At 48.0% G+C, this 14,570-nt stretch carries 11 protein-coding genes; 8 read left to right on the top strand and 3 right to left on the bottom strand.

The window, feature by feature from the left end:
* The first annotated feature begins 32 nt into the window (after positions 1-32).
* A complete protein-coding gene (locus tag KQI_RS0107840) occupies positions 33-845 on the top strand; it encodes a DUF3891 family protein (protein WP_010346215.1) in 813 nt (270 codons plus the stop codon).
* Between the two features lie 86 nt (positions 846-931).
* Here KQI_RS0107840 and KQI_RS28760 read toward each other — a convergent pair whose 3' ends face one another.
* A complete protein-coding gene (locus KQI_RS28760) occupies positions 932-1,069 on the bottom strand; it encodes a hypothetical protein (protein ID WP_010346214.1) in 138 nt (45 codons plus the stop codon).
* A gap of 258 nt (positions 1,070-1,327) precedes the next feature.
* On the opposite strand from KQI_RS28760, the gene KQI_RS0107830 reads away from it, so the two are divergent.
* The 6 genes from KQI_RS0107830 (at position 1,328) to KQI_RS0107800 (ending at position 11,050) form a co-directional block, all read left to right on the top strand.
* Entirely contained in the window at positions 1,328-2,473 is a 1,146-nt protein-coding gene (locus tag KQI_RS0107830) for a glucose-1-phosphate adenylyltransferase (RefSeq protein WP_010346212.1), read from the top strand.
* Between the two features lie 23 nt (positions 2,474-2,496).
* The gene (glgD, locus tag KQI_RS0107825; RefSeq protein ID WP_010346211.1) at positions 2,497-3,600 is read left to right on the top strand and encodes a glucose-1-phosphate adenylyltransferase subunit GlgD; all 1,104 of its coding nucleotides are present in this window, start codon (positions 2,497-2,499) and stop codon (positions 3,598-3,600) included.
* 46 nt (positions 3,601-3,646) lie between these two features.
* Positions 3,647-6,100: a glycogen/starch/alpha-glucan phosphorylase gene (locus KQI_RS0107820; RefSeq protein ID WP_010346210.1), complete on the top strand. Its 2,454-nt coding sequence runs from the start codon at positions 3,647-3,649 to the stop codon at positions 6,098-6,100.
* Positions 6,101-6,289: 189 nt separating this feature from the next.
* Positions 6,290-6,841, top strand: coding sequence for a DUF2062 domain-containing protein (locus tag KQI_RS0107815; protein WP_029390069.1), 552 nt, complete (start codon positions 6,290-6,292; stop codon positions 6,839-6,841).
* 153 nt (positions 6,842-6,994) lie between these two features.
* Positions 6,995-9,670 (top strand): YhgE/Pip domain-containing protein, encoded by a 2,676-nt coding sequence (locus tag KQI_RS0107810; RefSeq protein ID WP_010346208.1) that lies wholly within the window; start codon positions 6,995-6,997, stop codon positions 9,668-9,670.
* A gap of 405 nt (positions 9,671-10,075) precedes the next feature.
* Positions 10,076-11,050 (top strand): aldo/keto reductase, encoded by a 975-nt coding sequence (locus KQI_RS0107800; RefSeq protein ID WP_010346207.1) that lies wholly within the window; start codon positions 10,076-10,078, stop codon positions 11,048-11,050.
* 218 nt (positions 11,051-11,268) lie between these two features.
* On the opposite strand, the gene KQI_RS0107795 is transcribed toward KQI_RS0107800, so the two are convergent.
* Complete coding sequence (locus KQI_RS0107795; RefSeq protein WP_029390068.1) at positions 11,269-12,249, bottom strand: DMT family transporter; 981 nt, start codon at positions 12,247-12,249, stop codon at positions 11,269-11,271.
* Between the two features lie 191 nt (positions 12,250-12,440).
* Here KQI_RS0107795 and KQI_RS0107790 point away from each other — a divergent pair, with 191 nt between their 5' ends.
* Positions 12,441-13,634 (top strand): GTP-binding protein, encoded by a 1,194-nt coding sequence (locus KQI_RS0107790; RefSeq protein WP_010346204.1) that lies wholly within the window; start codon positions 12,441-12,443, stop codon positions 13,632-13,634.
* A gap of 33 nt (positions 13,635-13,667) precedes the next feature.
* Here the strand turns inward: KQI_RS0107790 and KQI_RS0107785 are convergent, their stop codons facing one another.
* Positions 13,668-14,534: a LysR family transcriptional regulator gene (locus KQI_RS0107785; protein WP_029390067.1), complete on the bottom strand. Its 867-nt coding sequence runs from the start codon at positions 14,532-14,534 to the stop codon at positions 13,668-13,670.
* Between the last annotated feature and the right edge of the window lie 36 nt (positions 14,535-14,570).

Here is a 14,570-nt window from a genome sequence, read left to right as displayed (position 1 = left end):
CAGATGAATTGCCAAACGGAAGGGGAGAGCATATGGTTATTTATGAAACGGACCAAGCTTATGTAATGACAACGCAGCATGACCATGCCCACATTTCAGGTGAACTGGCTTCACAATGGGAAGAGAGTGCCTTCAAGAATAGACGGCACAAGCAGGATTTTGTATATGCAGCCAAGGAGCATGACCGGGGTTGGATTAAGTTGGACGCTGCTCCTTTCTGGAATGATCATGTATCCGCACCTTATACGTTTATTGATTTTCCGCTCAGTTCTCGGTTTGTCTTTTATCATCTTGGGATTGATGAAGTGGAGCAAGTGAATTCGTATGCCGCGCTGCTGTGCAGCTTGATGTACAAGGAGCTGGTCGGACGGACCGAGCATGAAAACGCTCAGGACAAGCAGCTTACGCGTGCTTATCTGGAGGCGGAGGAACAGCGGCGACAAAGGCTCAAACAGGAGCTGGCGGGTGGCATCACCTTCGATCATCAGGTGCGTACGGATGTGCGCAGAATGTTGTTCTGCGACGAATTGAGTCTGTTTTTGTGCAGCCGGGAGCCAGGGACACCTGCGGCAGATTATGAATGGTTTGCTGATGGTTTGAGCTTCCCGGCTGTTCGCCATGAAGGCGGACGGGTTCGGGCCGAATGGTTATCGAATCAGACGGTGGGTCTCTCTCTTTTTCCTTTTAAAGGCAAGGTGGGGATTACTCATACCTTTAAGCAGGTGGACAAAGAGCAAATTCATGCCTCAGGACTTTTGCAAGCCTACCGTTCCTCTGAATGGAAGCATCGAACCTTTACCGTCGAACATATCATGGAAGTAGAAAAACGCAAGGAGAATGCCTGACCGTCTACCGATATGGCCTCGGACAGAGCAAAGCCTCCCTGAATAAATCCACGCAGAGAGGCTCGGTTTTTTCTTGTTTTAAAGCTTTAAGATTTTGTAGATATTTTCGCGCGGTTGACGAATGTCTGTACCTTGTTTAGCACCTTATCGCGTGCCCCTTTATTTCTCATCAGATACGTAACACCTATTCCCAATGCGGCTACCACCCATTTTTTATTTTTCATGAATAACACCTCCTTCATGATCATGCTGTTATACAGCAATGATGTAAAATGATCCAAAATGTGAAATGATGAACGAGATTTTACAATTTAGTGCTTCCCTGCGCTCGTTCCGCATAACTATGATTTTACCCTTTACATGAAATCTTACCCGCTCCATCGACAATGAAACGATTACGAGTGTCTATTCACGTTTAATGGATATGATCCCAATATCCTGCCGCAATTGCTTCAGACGCACATGACAGGGAGGTCTTTGTGATGAGAAAGAAGGAAGTGGTGGCCATGCTGCTTGCCGGAGGACAGGGCAAAAGACTCAAAGGACTGACCCGGACACTTGCCAAACCGGCTGTATTTTTCGGAGGAACCTACCGCATCATTGATTTCCCCCTTAGCAGTTGCGCCCATTCTGGTATCGACACGGTAGGCGTATTGACCCAGTACGAACCGTTGGTGCTTCATTCGTACATCGGCGTAGGCAGCGACTGGGATTTGGATCGCCTGGATGGAGGAGTTTTCGTATTGCCTCCGCATGAAAAAGAAAACGGAAATAACTGGTATAGAGGTACAGCGGATGCGATTTACCGTAACCTGCATTTTTTGGATCAATATGACCCGGAGCATGTCCTGATTTTGTCAGGCGATCACATCTATAAAATGGACTACAGTCGCATGCTTGACTATCACAAGCAAAAGGGAGCAGACTGCACGATTTCTGTCATCAACGTCACGATTCAGGAAGCCAAACGGTTCGGGATCCTGAACACGGATGATGATCTGAAAATATACGACTTTGAGGAGAAGCCGGAACAGCCAAAAAGTACATTGGCCTCGATGGGCATTTATTTGTTCAAATGGGAGATACTGCGTCGCTATCTGCTGGAAAGCGCAAGCGATTCTGAATCCTCGCATGATTTTGGCAAGGACATTATTCCAATGCTGCTCCAGCATGGACGGTCGCTGTATGCCTATCCGTTTGCCGGGTACTGGAAGGATGTGGGTACGATTCAAAGCTTGTGGGAGGCTAATATGGATTTACTGGCTCAGGACCCGCCTTTGGATTTGAATGACCCTTTCTGGCGTATCTATACCCGCAGTCCCAATCAACCGGCTCAGTACATCACCCAACGAGCGATCCTGAAAAACAGCATCGTCAATGAAGGCTGCATGGTGGACGGAGAAGTAAGGCATTCCGTGCTATTTTATGGAGTCGAAGTGGGCGGAGGCAGCGTTATTACCGAGTCCGTCATCATGCCGAATGTAAAAATTGGACGCAATGTTCGTATTCATCGGGCTATCGTGAACGAAAACATGATGATTGATGACAACATGGTTATCGGTTCTGAGGATAGCCCGGATGAGATTATTTTGTTCGATCAGGAATGCAAGCTTCATGCACGAATATAACCCGGATAAGGACGGTGTCCGCTATGAGCCGACTCATTGGAGTTATCAATCTGGATCACGAACTGGATCAGTTGAAGGAGTTGACCTATTTCCGGTGCGGGGCCGCAGTTCCCTTTGCCAGTCGATACCGGCTCATTGATTTTACCTTGTCCAACATGATGCATGCAGGGGTGCATGATATTGCACTATTCGTCCGCCGCAAATACCGTTCGCTGCTGGATCATTTGGGTGAAGGCCGACCCTGGGATTTAGATCGCAGACGAGGCGGGCTGTTTATTTTGCCGCCGGATTGGAATGATCCGACGGATGGTTCACGCGGGGATTTGCAGCATGTGCACAACAACCTGGACTTTTTCCATCGCTCAGCCGGGCAGACCGTTATACACGCAGGAACACAGCATGTCAACAAGGTAGATATTGAGGATGTATACCGTTATCATCGGGAAAAGAATGCAGACGTCACCCTTGTCTACAAAGCGATAGAGCAGCTAGAAGCTGAGCATGCGCCTTGCGTACGCCTGGAGATTGCTGAGGACGGACGAGTGACCGGTATTCACCAGGAGCAGGATCATCATAATATTTATCTGGAAATATTCGTAATGGACAAAAGCTTGTATCTGGATCAGGTGAAGCATTGCATTGCCCATCAGGATAATCATTTCTTCCGGGATGCGATTCAGAAAAATCCAAGCGGACTGCGCATTTACGCTTATCCTTATGAAGGGTATCATGCGGTCATTAATTCCATCGAGAGTTACTATAAAAATAGTATGCGGCTGCTGGATCAGCAGCAGTATCAAGCGCTGTTCCAGAATCAGCCGGTGCACACCAAAATCAAGTACGAAGCCCCGACCCGCTTCACTCACAGCGCCGAGGTGGAGCATTCGCTTGTCGCCAATGGCTGCACGATTGGAGGCAAGGTTGAGAATAGCATTCTTTTTCGCGGGGTACGGATAGAGGAGGGCGCGAGGGTAAGCAACTCGATTATTATGCAAAAATGCACGATTCGTAAAGGCGCCATTGTCGAGAATGTTATTTTGGATAAGGATGTAGAGATTTCACCGGAACGGACTCTGATTGGAGACATTAAGGCTCCCTATGTCATTGCCAAGAACAGCACCATTTAAAGGGATATATTGTGCATTTAAAACCGAAATACAGGAGGTTACACCTTTGTTCAGCAATAAAGAAGCTTTTAAGCAGGCTTTTCGAGAGCAACTGGTTGGAAGGCTGGGCAAACCGATGCAGGAAGCTCAGGCGGAAGACGTATACAAGGTTTTGGGCGGTATGATCCGCGAACAGGTCGGCAAGAAGTGGGCGGATACGAACCAAGCCTATAAAGAAGGACAAGAGAAGCAAGTCTATTACTTTTCACTGGAGTTTTTGATAGGCCGTCTGCTGGGCAGCAATTTGCTGAATTTGGGTGTATTGGACATGGTTCGGCAAGCACTGGGAGAACTGGGCTGGGACTTGGAAGCAATCGAAGAACAGGAGGCAGACGCCGGGTTGGGAAATGGCGGTCTCGGTCGTCTGGCCGCTTGCTTTATGGATTCGCTGGCATCCCTCGGCTATGCAGGACATGGCTGCGGCATCCGATATAAGTACGGTCTGTTTGAGCAGCGGATTGTAGACGGGAATCAGGTGGAACTGCCGGATTACTGGCTGCAAAAGGGCAATGTCTGGGAGGAACGCCGTCCTGACAAGAAGGTCGAAGTTCACTTTTGGGGACGGGTAGAGGCTCGTGAACAGGCTGGTCGTCTCGTATTCGAGACTCAGGATGCCGAAACGGTCTGGGCAGTTCCCTATGATATTCCGCTGGTGGGTTATGGACACGCGCAGGTGAACACGCTGCGGATTTGGAGCGCGGAATCAGCGCTCGACCCCGTTCGAGGCCCGATTCGGGGCGAGGGCGGCTACTACCGCTTTCTCGACTATAACCGCTCGGTAGAGTCCATCTCGGCCTTTCTCTATCCGGATGATTCCAACTATGAGGGCAAGCTGCTTCGCTTGAAGCAGCAGTACTTTTTGTGCTCGGCCGGCTTGCAAAGTATTTTGCGTACGTTCGAGAAGCTTCGTTTACCGTACAGCCAGTTGCCTGACAAAATTGCGCTGCACATTAACGACACACATCCAACGCTGGTGATACCCGAGCTGATGCGTATTCTAATGGACGTGAAGGGCTTGGGCTGGGACGAAGCATGGGATATCACGACGCGGACGGTTTCGTATACTAATCATACGATATTGAGCGAAGCCTTGGAGCAATGGCCTGTCAATATGGTGCGGGAGCTGCTTCCTCGTATTTGTTTAATCATTGAAGAAATTAACAAGCGTTATTGCGCTATGCTGCTGGAGCGTTATCCAGGCCAGGACATCAAAATTGGACAGCTGGCGATTATTCACGGTGAACAAATCCGCATGGCCCATTTGGCTATCGTCGGCAGCTACAGCGTTAACGGGGTAGCGGCGTTGCACACACGCATTTTGAAGGAACGGGAAATGAAGTCGTTTAACGAGCTATACCCTGGTCGTTTTAACAATAAAACGAACGGAATTGCTCATCGTCGTTGGCTGATGCACGCGAACCCCAAACTGGCAAGCTTGTATGATGAAACGATCGGTACACGTTGGAGAACTCGTCCACGTGAGTTAATCGACCTGCTTCGTTACAGTGGGGACGAGTCGTTCCAAGAGCGGATTCAGACGATTAAGCGAAATAATAAAATAAAGCTTGCCGATCATATATTTGCTAAATACGGTGTCCGGCTGGATACGTCTTCGATTTTTGATGTACAAGTCAAACGGCTGCATGGCTACAAGCGACAGCTGCTTAACATTTTGCATGTGATGCATTTGTACAGCCAGCTTAAAAATAATCCTTCGCTGGATATGGTGCCACGCACGTTTATTTTTGGGGCTAAAGCAGCTCCAGGCTATTTTCTTGCCAAGCAGACGATTAAACTGATTAACAATGTGGCGGATACGATTAATCGGGATGTGGATGTCAGGGACAAGCTGAAAGTGGTTTTTCTCGAAAATTATTCAGTTTCGCTGGCGGAACTGATCATTCCTGCAGCAGATGTCAGTGAGCAGATCTCTACGGCAGGCAAGGAAGCTTCAGGCACAGGAAATATGAAATTTATGATGAACGGTGCACTCACCCTGGGTACATTGGATGGAGCCAATGTTGAAATGCATGATATGGTGGGCGATGCCAACATGTTCATTTTTGGCTTAAAGGTGGATCAGATTGAGGCGTATGTTCAGGACGGCCAATATTCAGCGCGTAAAACAGCCAACAGTGACGAAAGACTGCGCGAAGTGCTGGATCAACTGGTGAACGATGCTCCTTTTACACGGCATGAACGAGAATTTGAGGCCATTTATCAATCCCTAATTGATCATAATGATGAATACTTTGTGCTCAAGGACTTCGCAGCCTATGTGGAAACGCAGGTTCATGTGGAGCAAGTGTACCGGAATCCGTCCGAGTGGGCGCGGCGTGCCATTGTGAACATGGCTCACTCCGGCAAATTTTCCAGTGATTGCACAATTCAGCAGTACGCAGCGGAGATTTGGGATATTGCACCTCTCGAAAACGATGTCAACAGGCGAATTTTGTCCTAAAAAAGGAAACAGGTCGAATAGCATTGCTTTTCAACCGCTGAGGGTTATAATGACAGTATAAACATAAGTAAGGAAGGGGAGCTGTTAACCTCATTCCCGAACTTGAATAGTACTGTTAAAGGAGTCCTCCTATTGATAAAGCTCAATCCGAACAGACTCAAATCTCATAAATCGAAGAAGAAATATAATATGTTCCAAAATATATGGCGGGCGATTCGTCTGAATTTTATCAAGCTGTTGCGTGCACCTGGTGGTGTCAAAAAAATCTCCTTGGGCTTTGCCATTGGCTTCGGGCTGGAGATGATTGTGATTTCTACGGCATCTCTGATTTACCTTGTGTTTTATCCCATTGTTCGGCTGTCCGGTGGTTCGATGCCTGCGGCCATTGTGGGTAATGTAGTAGGCAAGCTGACCTTTTTACCGATTGTGCTGATGCCGTTCGCCAAGCAGCTTGGGGCATGGATTTACCCATTTCATTATCCGGTACACGTCAGAGGCGGTCGACTTCACGAGCATTCTTTTATGGAGCTGTTTCATGGCAACTGGTCTGTATTCAGAGACTTGCTGCACGGAGGGCTGCACATTATGATCGGGATGTCGATTTTCGGTGTGGTACTGGGTATTATCTCGTATTTTGTCATTCAAGTCTTGTATAACCGTTCGCTGCACAAACGGCTGGAGAAACGGAAATTGCGACACGGTACAGCCTTTTCGGCGGCCAGACTACTGAAAAATGGATAACGCAGCAAATCAAGAAGCTCCTTGAGCCTATCCTTTAGGCTTGAGGGGCTTCTTTTAAGTTCACATGATTGGCTTCATCCACTCAAATCGTTTACAATACGTGTGCATACAACACTGGACGATAGGTTAATGTACATACAAGGAGTGGTGAGGTTGCGGAAGATATGGCACATCTACTTAACCGACTGGAAAAATGTATTCAAAGTATCGACCGGAATTTTATTAGTTATTGGCATCATTCTTTTGCCTTCCGTCTATGCATGGGTGAATTTGAAAGCGATGTGGGACCCGTACGCGAATACATCAGGTATTAAAATTGCAGTAACGAGCCAGGACCAGGGTGCTGAGGTGAACGGGAAAAAAATAAACATCGGCGACGAGGTTATGCATAGCCTTCACAATAACAAGAAGCTGGGCTGGACGTTTGTGAATGAAGCAGAGGCGCGAAAAGGTGTGCTGGACGGTGATTATTATGCCAGCCTGCTCATCCCCAAGGATTTTTCGAAGAAAATTACGAGCGTGCTTACGGAAAATCCGCAAAAGCCGGAGATTGATTACGCGGTAAACGAAAAAATCAATGCGGTGGCTCCGAAAATCACCTCCTCGGGGGCCACCTCTCTGACGAACCAGATTAGCCAAAACTTTATTGAAACGGCCAGTCAGGCTGTGTTGACTAAGCTAAAGGAAGCCGGGGTGAAGCTCGAGGAGGAGCTGCCCACCATTCGCAACATTGAGAACCGGGTGCTGGAGCTGAATCAGCGTCTGCCGGATATCGACAGGTTAGGTAAACAGGCGATTGAGCTGGAGCAAAATTTGCCCAAAATCAAGGCGCAGGGGCAAAAGATCATTTCCCTGAAGGAGAAGATTCCTGAAATTAACCGCGCTGGCGAGCTGGTGCTTAAAATTGACAAAAACTTGCCTGAGCTGGATAAGGTAGCGGCGGTTATTTTGGATATCCAAAAAAGACTGCCAGACATTCAAAAGGCCGGAGACCGAATTGTCGAGCTGGATCAAAACTTTGGCAAGGTGGAAAGCGCGTTGGCCACTGCCTTGGAGGACACGCAAACGGCTCTTAAGGTCATTCATGCTGCCCAGAAAGCACTGCCGGAGGTGCAGAAAATTGCAGCTACAGGCAAGGATTTTACAACCGGCTTACTTGAATTTCTGGACAAAAACGAGGGTGCACTCGACTCCATTGGAACGCTGGTCAAAGAGGACCTGCAACTGGTTCAGCAAATTGCGAATGAAGTTTCCGGGATTACAGGCATCATTCGTGGGGTAGATTTTGATCCTAAAGCAGCACAGGCTGCGGCGAATCGGGTTAGCGGAAGACTGACGACCGCAGTGGGGGTGCTGGATCATATTTCCCAGTTGCTGAACCGTGTGAACGGATATTTGCCGAGTCAGCCTCTGGATTCGCTCATTTCCCGCGTGGGCGGACTGAAGGATCGTCTCGGCCGCTTGAATAGCACAGTGACAAGCATTGGAGATGCCATACAGCGTGGCGAGAAGCCTGCACAAAATTTGCTGGATGACGCAGACCGCCTGGCCGGAGAGGTTAGCAGCGGAATTGACAGCATTTTGAGCAATTATGATACGGAGTATGCGCCCGCGATTCAAAAGGCGCTGGATCAAATCAAAACCGTTGCACGCAATTCCGCCAATGTGCTGAATACTGCTCAAGAGCAGCTGCCGAATATTGAAAAGATATTAAATGATGCACAGGCTGCTGCAGAATTCGGTCAGCAAGAGCTGACTCGTCTCCAGCAGGATTTGCCGCAACACCGCCAGAAGCTGCATGAAGCGGCTACCACGATTCAGGGACGCATGGGCGAGTTCACAACTGCTGTCAACAAAGCGGCAGACTTTGTAAATAACGATTTGCCTGCGGTTAAAGGTAAAATTCATCAGGCGGCGGAATTTGTACGCAATGATTTGCCGAGGGCGGAACAACAGTTTGTCCAAATGGCTGACTTGATTGAAAACAAGTTCCCCGAGGCAGAAAAAGCGGTACATCAAGTCGCTAATTTTGTGAGAACAGATCTTCCAGCTGCCGAGGATTCCATACGTCGCGCGGCAGACACGATTCGTCAATTGAGGGGCGAAAATGCACTGGGACGAGCCATTGCGTTACTCAAGGGGGATGTGAAGAAGGAAAGCGATTTTCTCGGCAGCCCGGTATTGCTGAAGCAGGAGCGAATATACCCGATCCCGAACTATGGCTCTGCGATGTCCCCTTTTTACACTACATTATCGATTTGGGTAGGTGCAATGCTGCTGGTCTCCATGTTCAGGGTAGATGTGGAGGACCCGGAAGGTCAATATAAAAGCTATCAGGTGTATTTCGGACGGCTTATGACGTTCTCTACAATTGGTATATTCCAGGCGCTGAGCGTGTCCCTCGGTGATTTGTTCCTGCTCGGGGCGTATGTGGATGCCAAAGTGGCATTTGTATTGTCGTCTATGCTGATCAGTCTGGTGTTTACAGCGATGACCTATACATTGGTTTCTGTGTTCGGCAATATCGGCAAGGGTCTGGCGGTCATCCTGCTGGTGCTGCAATTCTCCAGTTCAGGCGGGACATTCCCGATTGCGACAAGCACACCCTTCTTTCAGGCGCTGAATCCGTTCGTCCCATTTACCTATGCGGTTAGTCTGCTGCGGGAAACGGTAGGAGGGATGCTGCCTTCAACGGTAACACGAGATGTAGTGATGCTGTTTGTATTCATCGGAGTGTGCTTCCTGTTTGGATTGGTGCTTAAGAAGCCGCTCAGTAAATATACGAAAAAAATGGCCGAGCGCGCGAAAGAAACGAAATTGATTCCTTGATTGTGAAAAAAGAGTGAGTTACGGTGGGTGAAGAGGCGCTTCGCGAAGGATTTGATCTTACGATTGCTGTTGCCACGGGATTCCTTGGATTGGATAGGACATGAAAAGGTAAGAACCCCGTGGCAAAGGCGAACGCTCCGCTTCTTCAGATTCAAATCCTCCGCTCCGCTGGCAACCACCGTAAAGTCACTTTCCTTTAACATTCGGCGGGTAGTATGAAGGGAGATGCCTCGCGCTTGCGGCTTCGGCAGTGCGTGGGGCTTTTTTTGCATACGGCTATCCAACCTGAAAAATGCATTTTGGAATGTTTCAAAGCGCTTTTTTCTGGTGAATAAACTGGGTATGGTCTTTTTTTTTGCAATTTTTGTGGAATTTATAAATCCTTGAGCAAAGGCGGGAGGCAGTATGGAGTATTCATACTTGGGCAAGTCAGGCTTGAAGGTTAGTCGGTTATGTCTGGGCACGATGAATTTCGGACCGGAAACCGAAGAAAAGGACGCGTTTAAAATCATGGATGCCGCATTGGATGCGGGCATTAATTTCTTTGATACAGCCAATGTATATGGTCGTGACCGCAAAGGCTGGACAGAGGAAATTATCGGACGCTGGTTCCAGCAGGGGGTCGGAAGACGCGAGAAGGTCGTGCTGGCGACGAAGGTATACGGGGACATGAAAAATGAAAATGACGGACCGAATGCAGGATCAGGCTTGTCTGCTTACAAAATTCGCCGTCATCTGGATGCTTCTCTGAAACGCTTGCAGACCGATCATATCGAGCTGTATCAAATGCACCACATTGATCGGAACGTCTCCTGGGATGAACTGTGGGGCGTGTTCGAATCCGTGGTGGATCGGGGGCAAGTGGATTATATCGGCTCCAGTAATTTTGCGGGCTGGCACATCGCGGTAGCGCAGGCCGAAGCAAAGGCACGACGTTTTCTCGGTCTTGTATCCGAGCAGCATCTGTACAATCTGAATGAACGTTCTGCCGAGCTGGAAGTATTGCCGGCAGCTCAAGCACTGGGATTGGGTGTGATCCCTTGGAGCCCGCTGGCAGGTGGACTGCTGGGACGCAATGCGTTGGCAGGTACAGGCTCCCGTAGTGCACGGGCCAAAGAAAAGGTGGAACAGAACCGTGCCAAGCTGGAGCAATTTGCAGCATTGTCCCGCGAGCTGGGCGAGAAGGAAGACGTGATAGCGCTGGCTTGGGTGCTATCCCATCCGGCTGTAACCGCACCCATTATCGGCCCGCGGACCTTGGAACAACTGGAAGATGCTTTGCGGGTGCCTGAGGTCAAATTGACTGACGATGTGCTTGCCAGGCTGAACGAGATTTTCCCCGGCCCGGGCAAACCGGCCCCGGAAGCTTACGCTTGGTAATAATTTGTATTCATGAGGCTGTCGCAAAAGTAAGATTTTCTACGAATGAGACAGTCTTGTTCACTTTAGAAACCGTAAAAAGCCAGCAAAGCAGCGATGCTCCCGTAATTGGAGGATCGCTGCTTTGCGTTTCTGGTCATTGGCGGCTTGCTTTAGCAGATTATGGGCAAGGGGAATTAAATAATCTGGGCTGGGCAGCGATTGGAACAACGGATACGTTAGACCGTGTCTATCTTTTTGGATATCAGTCTTTGATCCGGTTTCTTATGATGTGCAACATAGCTGTGCAGAACCATACCGAGGATGACGACGAACATACCTAGCCATGACAGAAGTGACGGAATTGGGATGGATAAAAAGATCAATTCCCCCATTAATGCGAACAGAACTTCCAGAGATTGTGTTGCTTCAACGGTCGCCAGCTTTTGCATATTTCCGCGCACCTGATCCGTTGCTTTAAAAAATAGAACCGTCGCGATCACTCCTGAAAATACGGCTACCAGAGCAGACTGTATCGTCTGATCCTTGCTTGGCATTCCCGCACTGAACACTCCGTATAGCGAAAGCAGTAACCAGAAGGGCAAGCTGGCTAAAGTCATCCCGAGCACACGTTGATAGGCATCTAACCGTCCTGCACAGACCTCCATCATTTTGCGATTGCCTAATGGATATGCAAAGGAGGCGATGATGACCGGCAAGAAGCCAAATAAAAAATCTTGCGTAGAAATGGATTGTGACTGCTCGACTTGCATGAGAAGGATTCCAATTAGAATAATCAGAGACATCATAAGTCCTTGAATGGGGATTTTCCCGCGCACCTTTACTGAACCGTTCTCCGTTTGGACAACCTCTGTAAATAATGGCACAAGCAGAGAACCGGAAATAATGGTAATTTGCCAAGTACCCGCAATCAACCAACCCGGCGAATAAGCCGATGCGAAGCATAATGGAGCATAAAATAAGCCAAATCCGATGAAGCTCCATAACAGCCATGTTCCCGGCCGTTCTTTCATGACGAGCCAAAGAGGCTTGAGCTTCTGCTGGCTCATAACAATGACGAGTAAAATAGGCACCATAAACACATACCGCAATGAAGCACTCCAAATCCAGCTCCCGCCAGACAGTTCCATAGAACGATTGAGAACAAATGTAAAAGCAAAAAACACAGCAGCCAACACACCTAGCCAAATGGATCGCAACACATTCACCTTATTCTTTAAATATTGTTATTACCCATAATAATAAGGTTTGATCATTTATTTCAAGACATTCTTCATCGTTGACAACGCAAAAGGGATGCTGTATATTACTGAATGCCGACATTAATAGTAATTATTACGATTTAAAAATATGAACACAACAAACCAATGGCAAAGGGAGCATACTGTCAATGAATAAGAAAGCAATACCGGTAACTGTGCTGAGCGGATATTTGGGTGCAGGGAAAACGACGATTTTGAATCATGTATTAAACAATCGGGACGGAATGAAAGTGGCGGTGATTGTTAATGACATGAGTGAAGTAAATATAGATGCCGAACTGGTTAAAAAAGAAGGAGGCTTGTCCAGAACAGAAGAAAAACTGGTTGAGCTGTCTAATGGCTGTATATGCTGTACATTGCGTGAGGATTTATTGCTGGAGGTCAAGAAGCTGGCCGAACAGGGCGAGTTTGATTATATTTTAATTGAATCAACAGGAATTAGTGAGCCTGTGCCCATCGCTCAGACCTTTACGTACGCTGATGAAGCAACGGGCATTGATTTACCCTCCTTGGCAAAACTGGATTGCATGGTGACCGTGGTCGATGCGAACCGCTTCTGGCATGATTTTGAATCGGGAGAAACACTGCTGGATCGTAGGCAGGCTACTGGAGAAGACGACATGCGTGATGTCTCGGATCTGCTAATTGACCAGATTGAAACGTGTGATGTCCTCATTCTGAATAAATGCGATCTGGTTCAGCCTGCCGAGCTGGACAAACTGGAGGGTGTGCTGCGCAAATTACAGCCTGAAGCCAAAATCATTCGTACTACTAAGGGACAGGTCGCTCCTTCGGACATTTTGAATACGGGGCTTTTTGATTTTGACAAGGCCAGTCAATCGGCTGGATGGATTCGCGAGCTGGAGCTGGATAGTCATACCCCGGAAACGGACGAATATGGTATTCACTCCTTTGTGTATCGCCGCAGAAGACCGTTTCATCCTGCCAGACTGGCTGAATTTATGAGCTATTGGCCGCAGGAGGTCGTGCGCGCCAAAGGTTTGGTCTGGATTGCGACACCTCAGGATTGGGCGGCGAGCATTAGCCAGGCAGGTCCATCCATTCAGTTTGGACCGGCGGGAAGCTGGCTTGCGGCGTTATCGGAAGAAGAACGGCAGGAGATTGTCGCAGCCGACCCAGAAGCTCTGGACAATTGGGACGAGCAATGGGGGGACCGCATGAACGAAATTGTCATGATCGGTATCGGAATGGAGCAATCGGACCTGGAAGAGGAACTGGATCAATGTCTGCTGAACGATACGGAGATGAACATGGATTGGTCTGATTTTGAAAATCCTCTGCCGTGGCCAGACGGGCAGTAATGATTCGTCTCTGAATTAACGGATGTATAGACTTTAGCGAATCCATTCCGTAATAAAGTTCATACACTTTTTGGCGGCAGGAGCCATATTCTTTAAAGAAGCCGCAGCGATACCAATAGAACGTGAATATGGCCCATCCAAAGGTCGAATACAAAGTTCATAAGGATTTTGAGATAAAATCATTTCCGGAAGAATACTCACGCCCAAGCCGTTTTGCACCATTGCCATAATGGCATGATCATCTTCCAGTTCATATTTGATTTTCGGAGCAAGCTTGTGCTGTGAAAAAATTCTTCGTACATCGTCATCGCAGCCGGAAGCAGGCATAATGAAGGGTTCATCGCAGAGTTGATCCACACGTATGGCTGTCTGCTCCCGAAGCATATGATTCGATGGCAGTAGGCACAGCATTCTTTCTTTTCGAAGCGGCAGTACTTCCAGTACGTCTAAAGCAGGCAAATTAACGAAGCCAAAATCAGCTTCACCGCTAGCTATCCACTTCTCAATTTCATGGTAGTGGCCATCAAGCAATTTCAGTTCAATAAATGGAAACTGCTCGTTAAATTTTTGGATAATACCGGGCAACCATTGAATGGACACACTTGAGAACGTACCTATCTTGACGGTTCCGGTTTCAAGTCCTTTGATTAGAGCGACCTCTTGATAGAGCCTCTCGTTCATTTGTACGATCTCTCTGAAATGCTTAATCAGGTGTTGTCCGTTGCTGGTCAATTTGATGCCTGAACGTCCTCTAATCAGAAGAGTTAGGCCCAATTCATGTTCCAAATTGGAAATAGCATGGCTAATTGCGGATTGTGTAAGATTGAGAGTCTCTCCTGCTTTGGTGAAGCTTCCCGTTTCTACTACGCTAAGAAAGACCTTATATTTCAACAAGTTCATGTGTCCTCCTAGATTGAATGAAATATATTCATACAT

The sequence above is a fragment of the Paenibacillus peoriae KCTC 3763 genome, assembly GCF_000236805.1.
Classification (GTDB): Bacteria; Bacillota; Bacilli; order Paenibacillales; family Paenibacillaceae; genus Paenibacillus; species Paenibacillus peoriae.
The sequence above is the reverse complement of the archived record's forward strand: the minus strand, read 5'-3'. Positions and strand labels throughout refer to the sequence as shown.

Bases quoted from the DNA above. Each gene is read 5' to 3' on its own strand.
- KQI_RS0107840 (WP_010346215.1), top strand. From the start codon at position 33: ATGGTTATTTATGAAACGGACCAAGCTTATGTAATGACAACGCAGCAT.
- KQI_RS28760 (WP_010346214.1), bottom strand. From the start codon at position 1,069: ATGAAAAATAAAAAATGGGTGGTAGCCGCATTGGGAATAGGTGTTACG.
- KQI_RS0107830 (WP_010346212.1), top strand. From the start codon at position 1,328: ATGAGAAAGAAGGAAGTGGTGGCCATGCTGCTTGCCGGAGGACAGGGC.
- glgD (WP_010346211.1), top strand. From the start codon at position 2,497: ATGAGCCGACTCATTGGAGTTATCAATCTGGATCACGAACTGGATCAG.
- KQI_RS0107815 (WP_029390069.1), top strand. From the start codon at position 6,290: ATGTTCCAAAATATATGGCGGGCGATTCGTCTGAATTTTATCAAGCTG.
- KQI_RS0107800 (WP_010346207.1), top strand. From the start codon at position 10,076: ATGGAGTATTCATACTTGGGCAAGTCAGGCTTGAAGGTTAGTCGGTTA.
- KQI_RS0107790 (WP_010346204.1), top strand. From the start codon at position 12,441: ATGAATAAGAAAGCAATACCGGTAACTGTGCTGAGCGGATATTTGGGT.
- KQI_RS0107785 (WP_029390067.1), bottom strand. From the start codon at position 14,534: ATGAACTTGTTGAAATATAAGGTCTTTCTTAGCGTAGTAGAAACGGGA.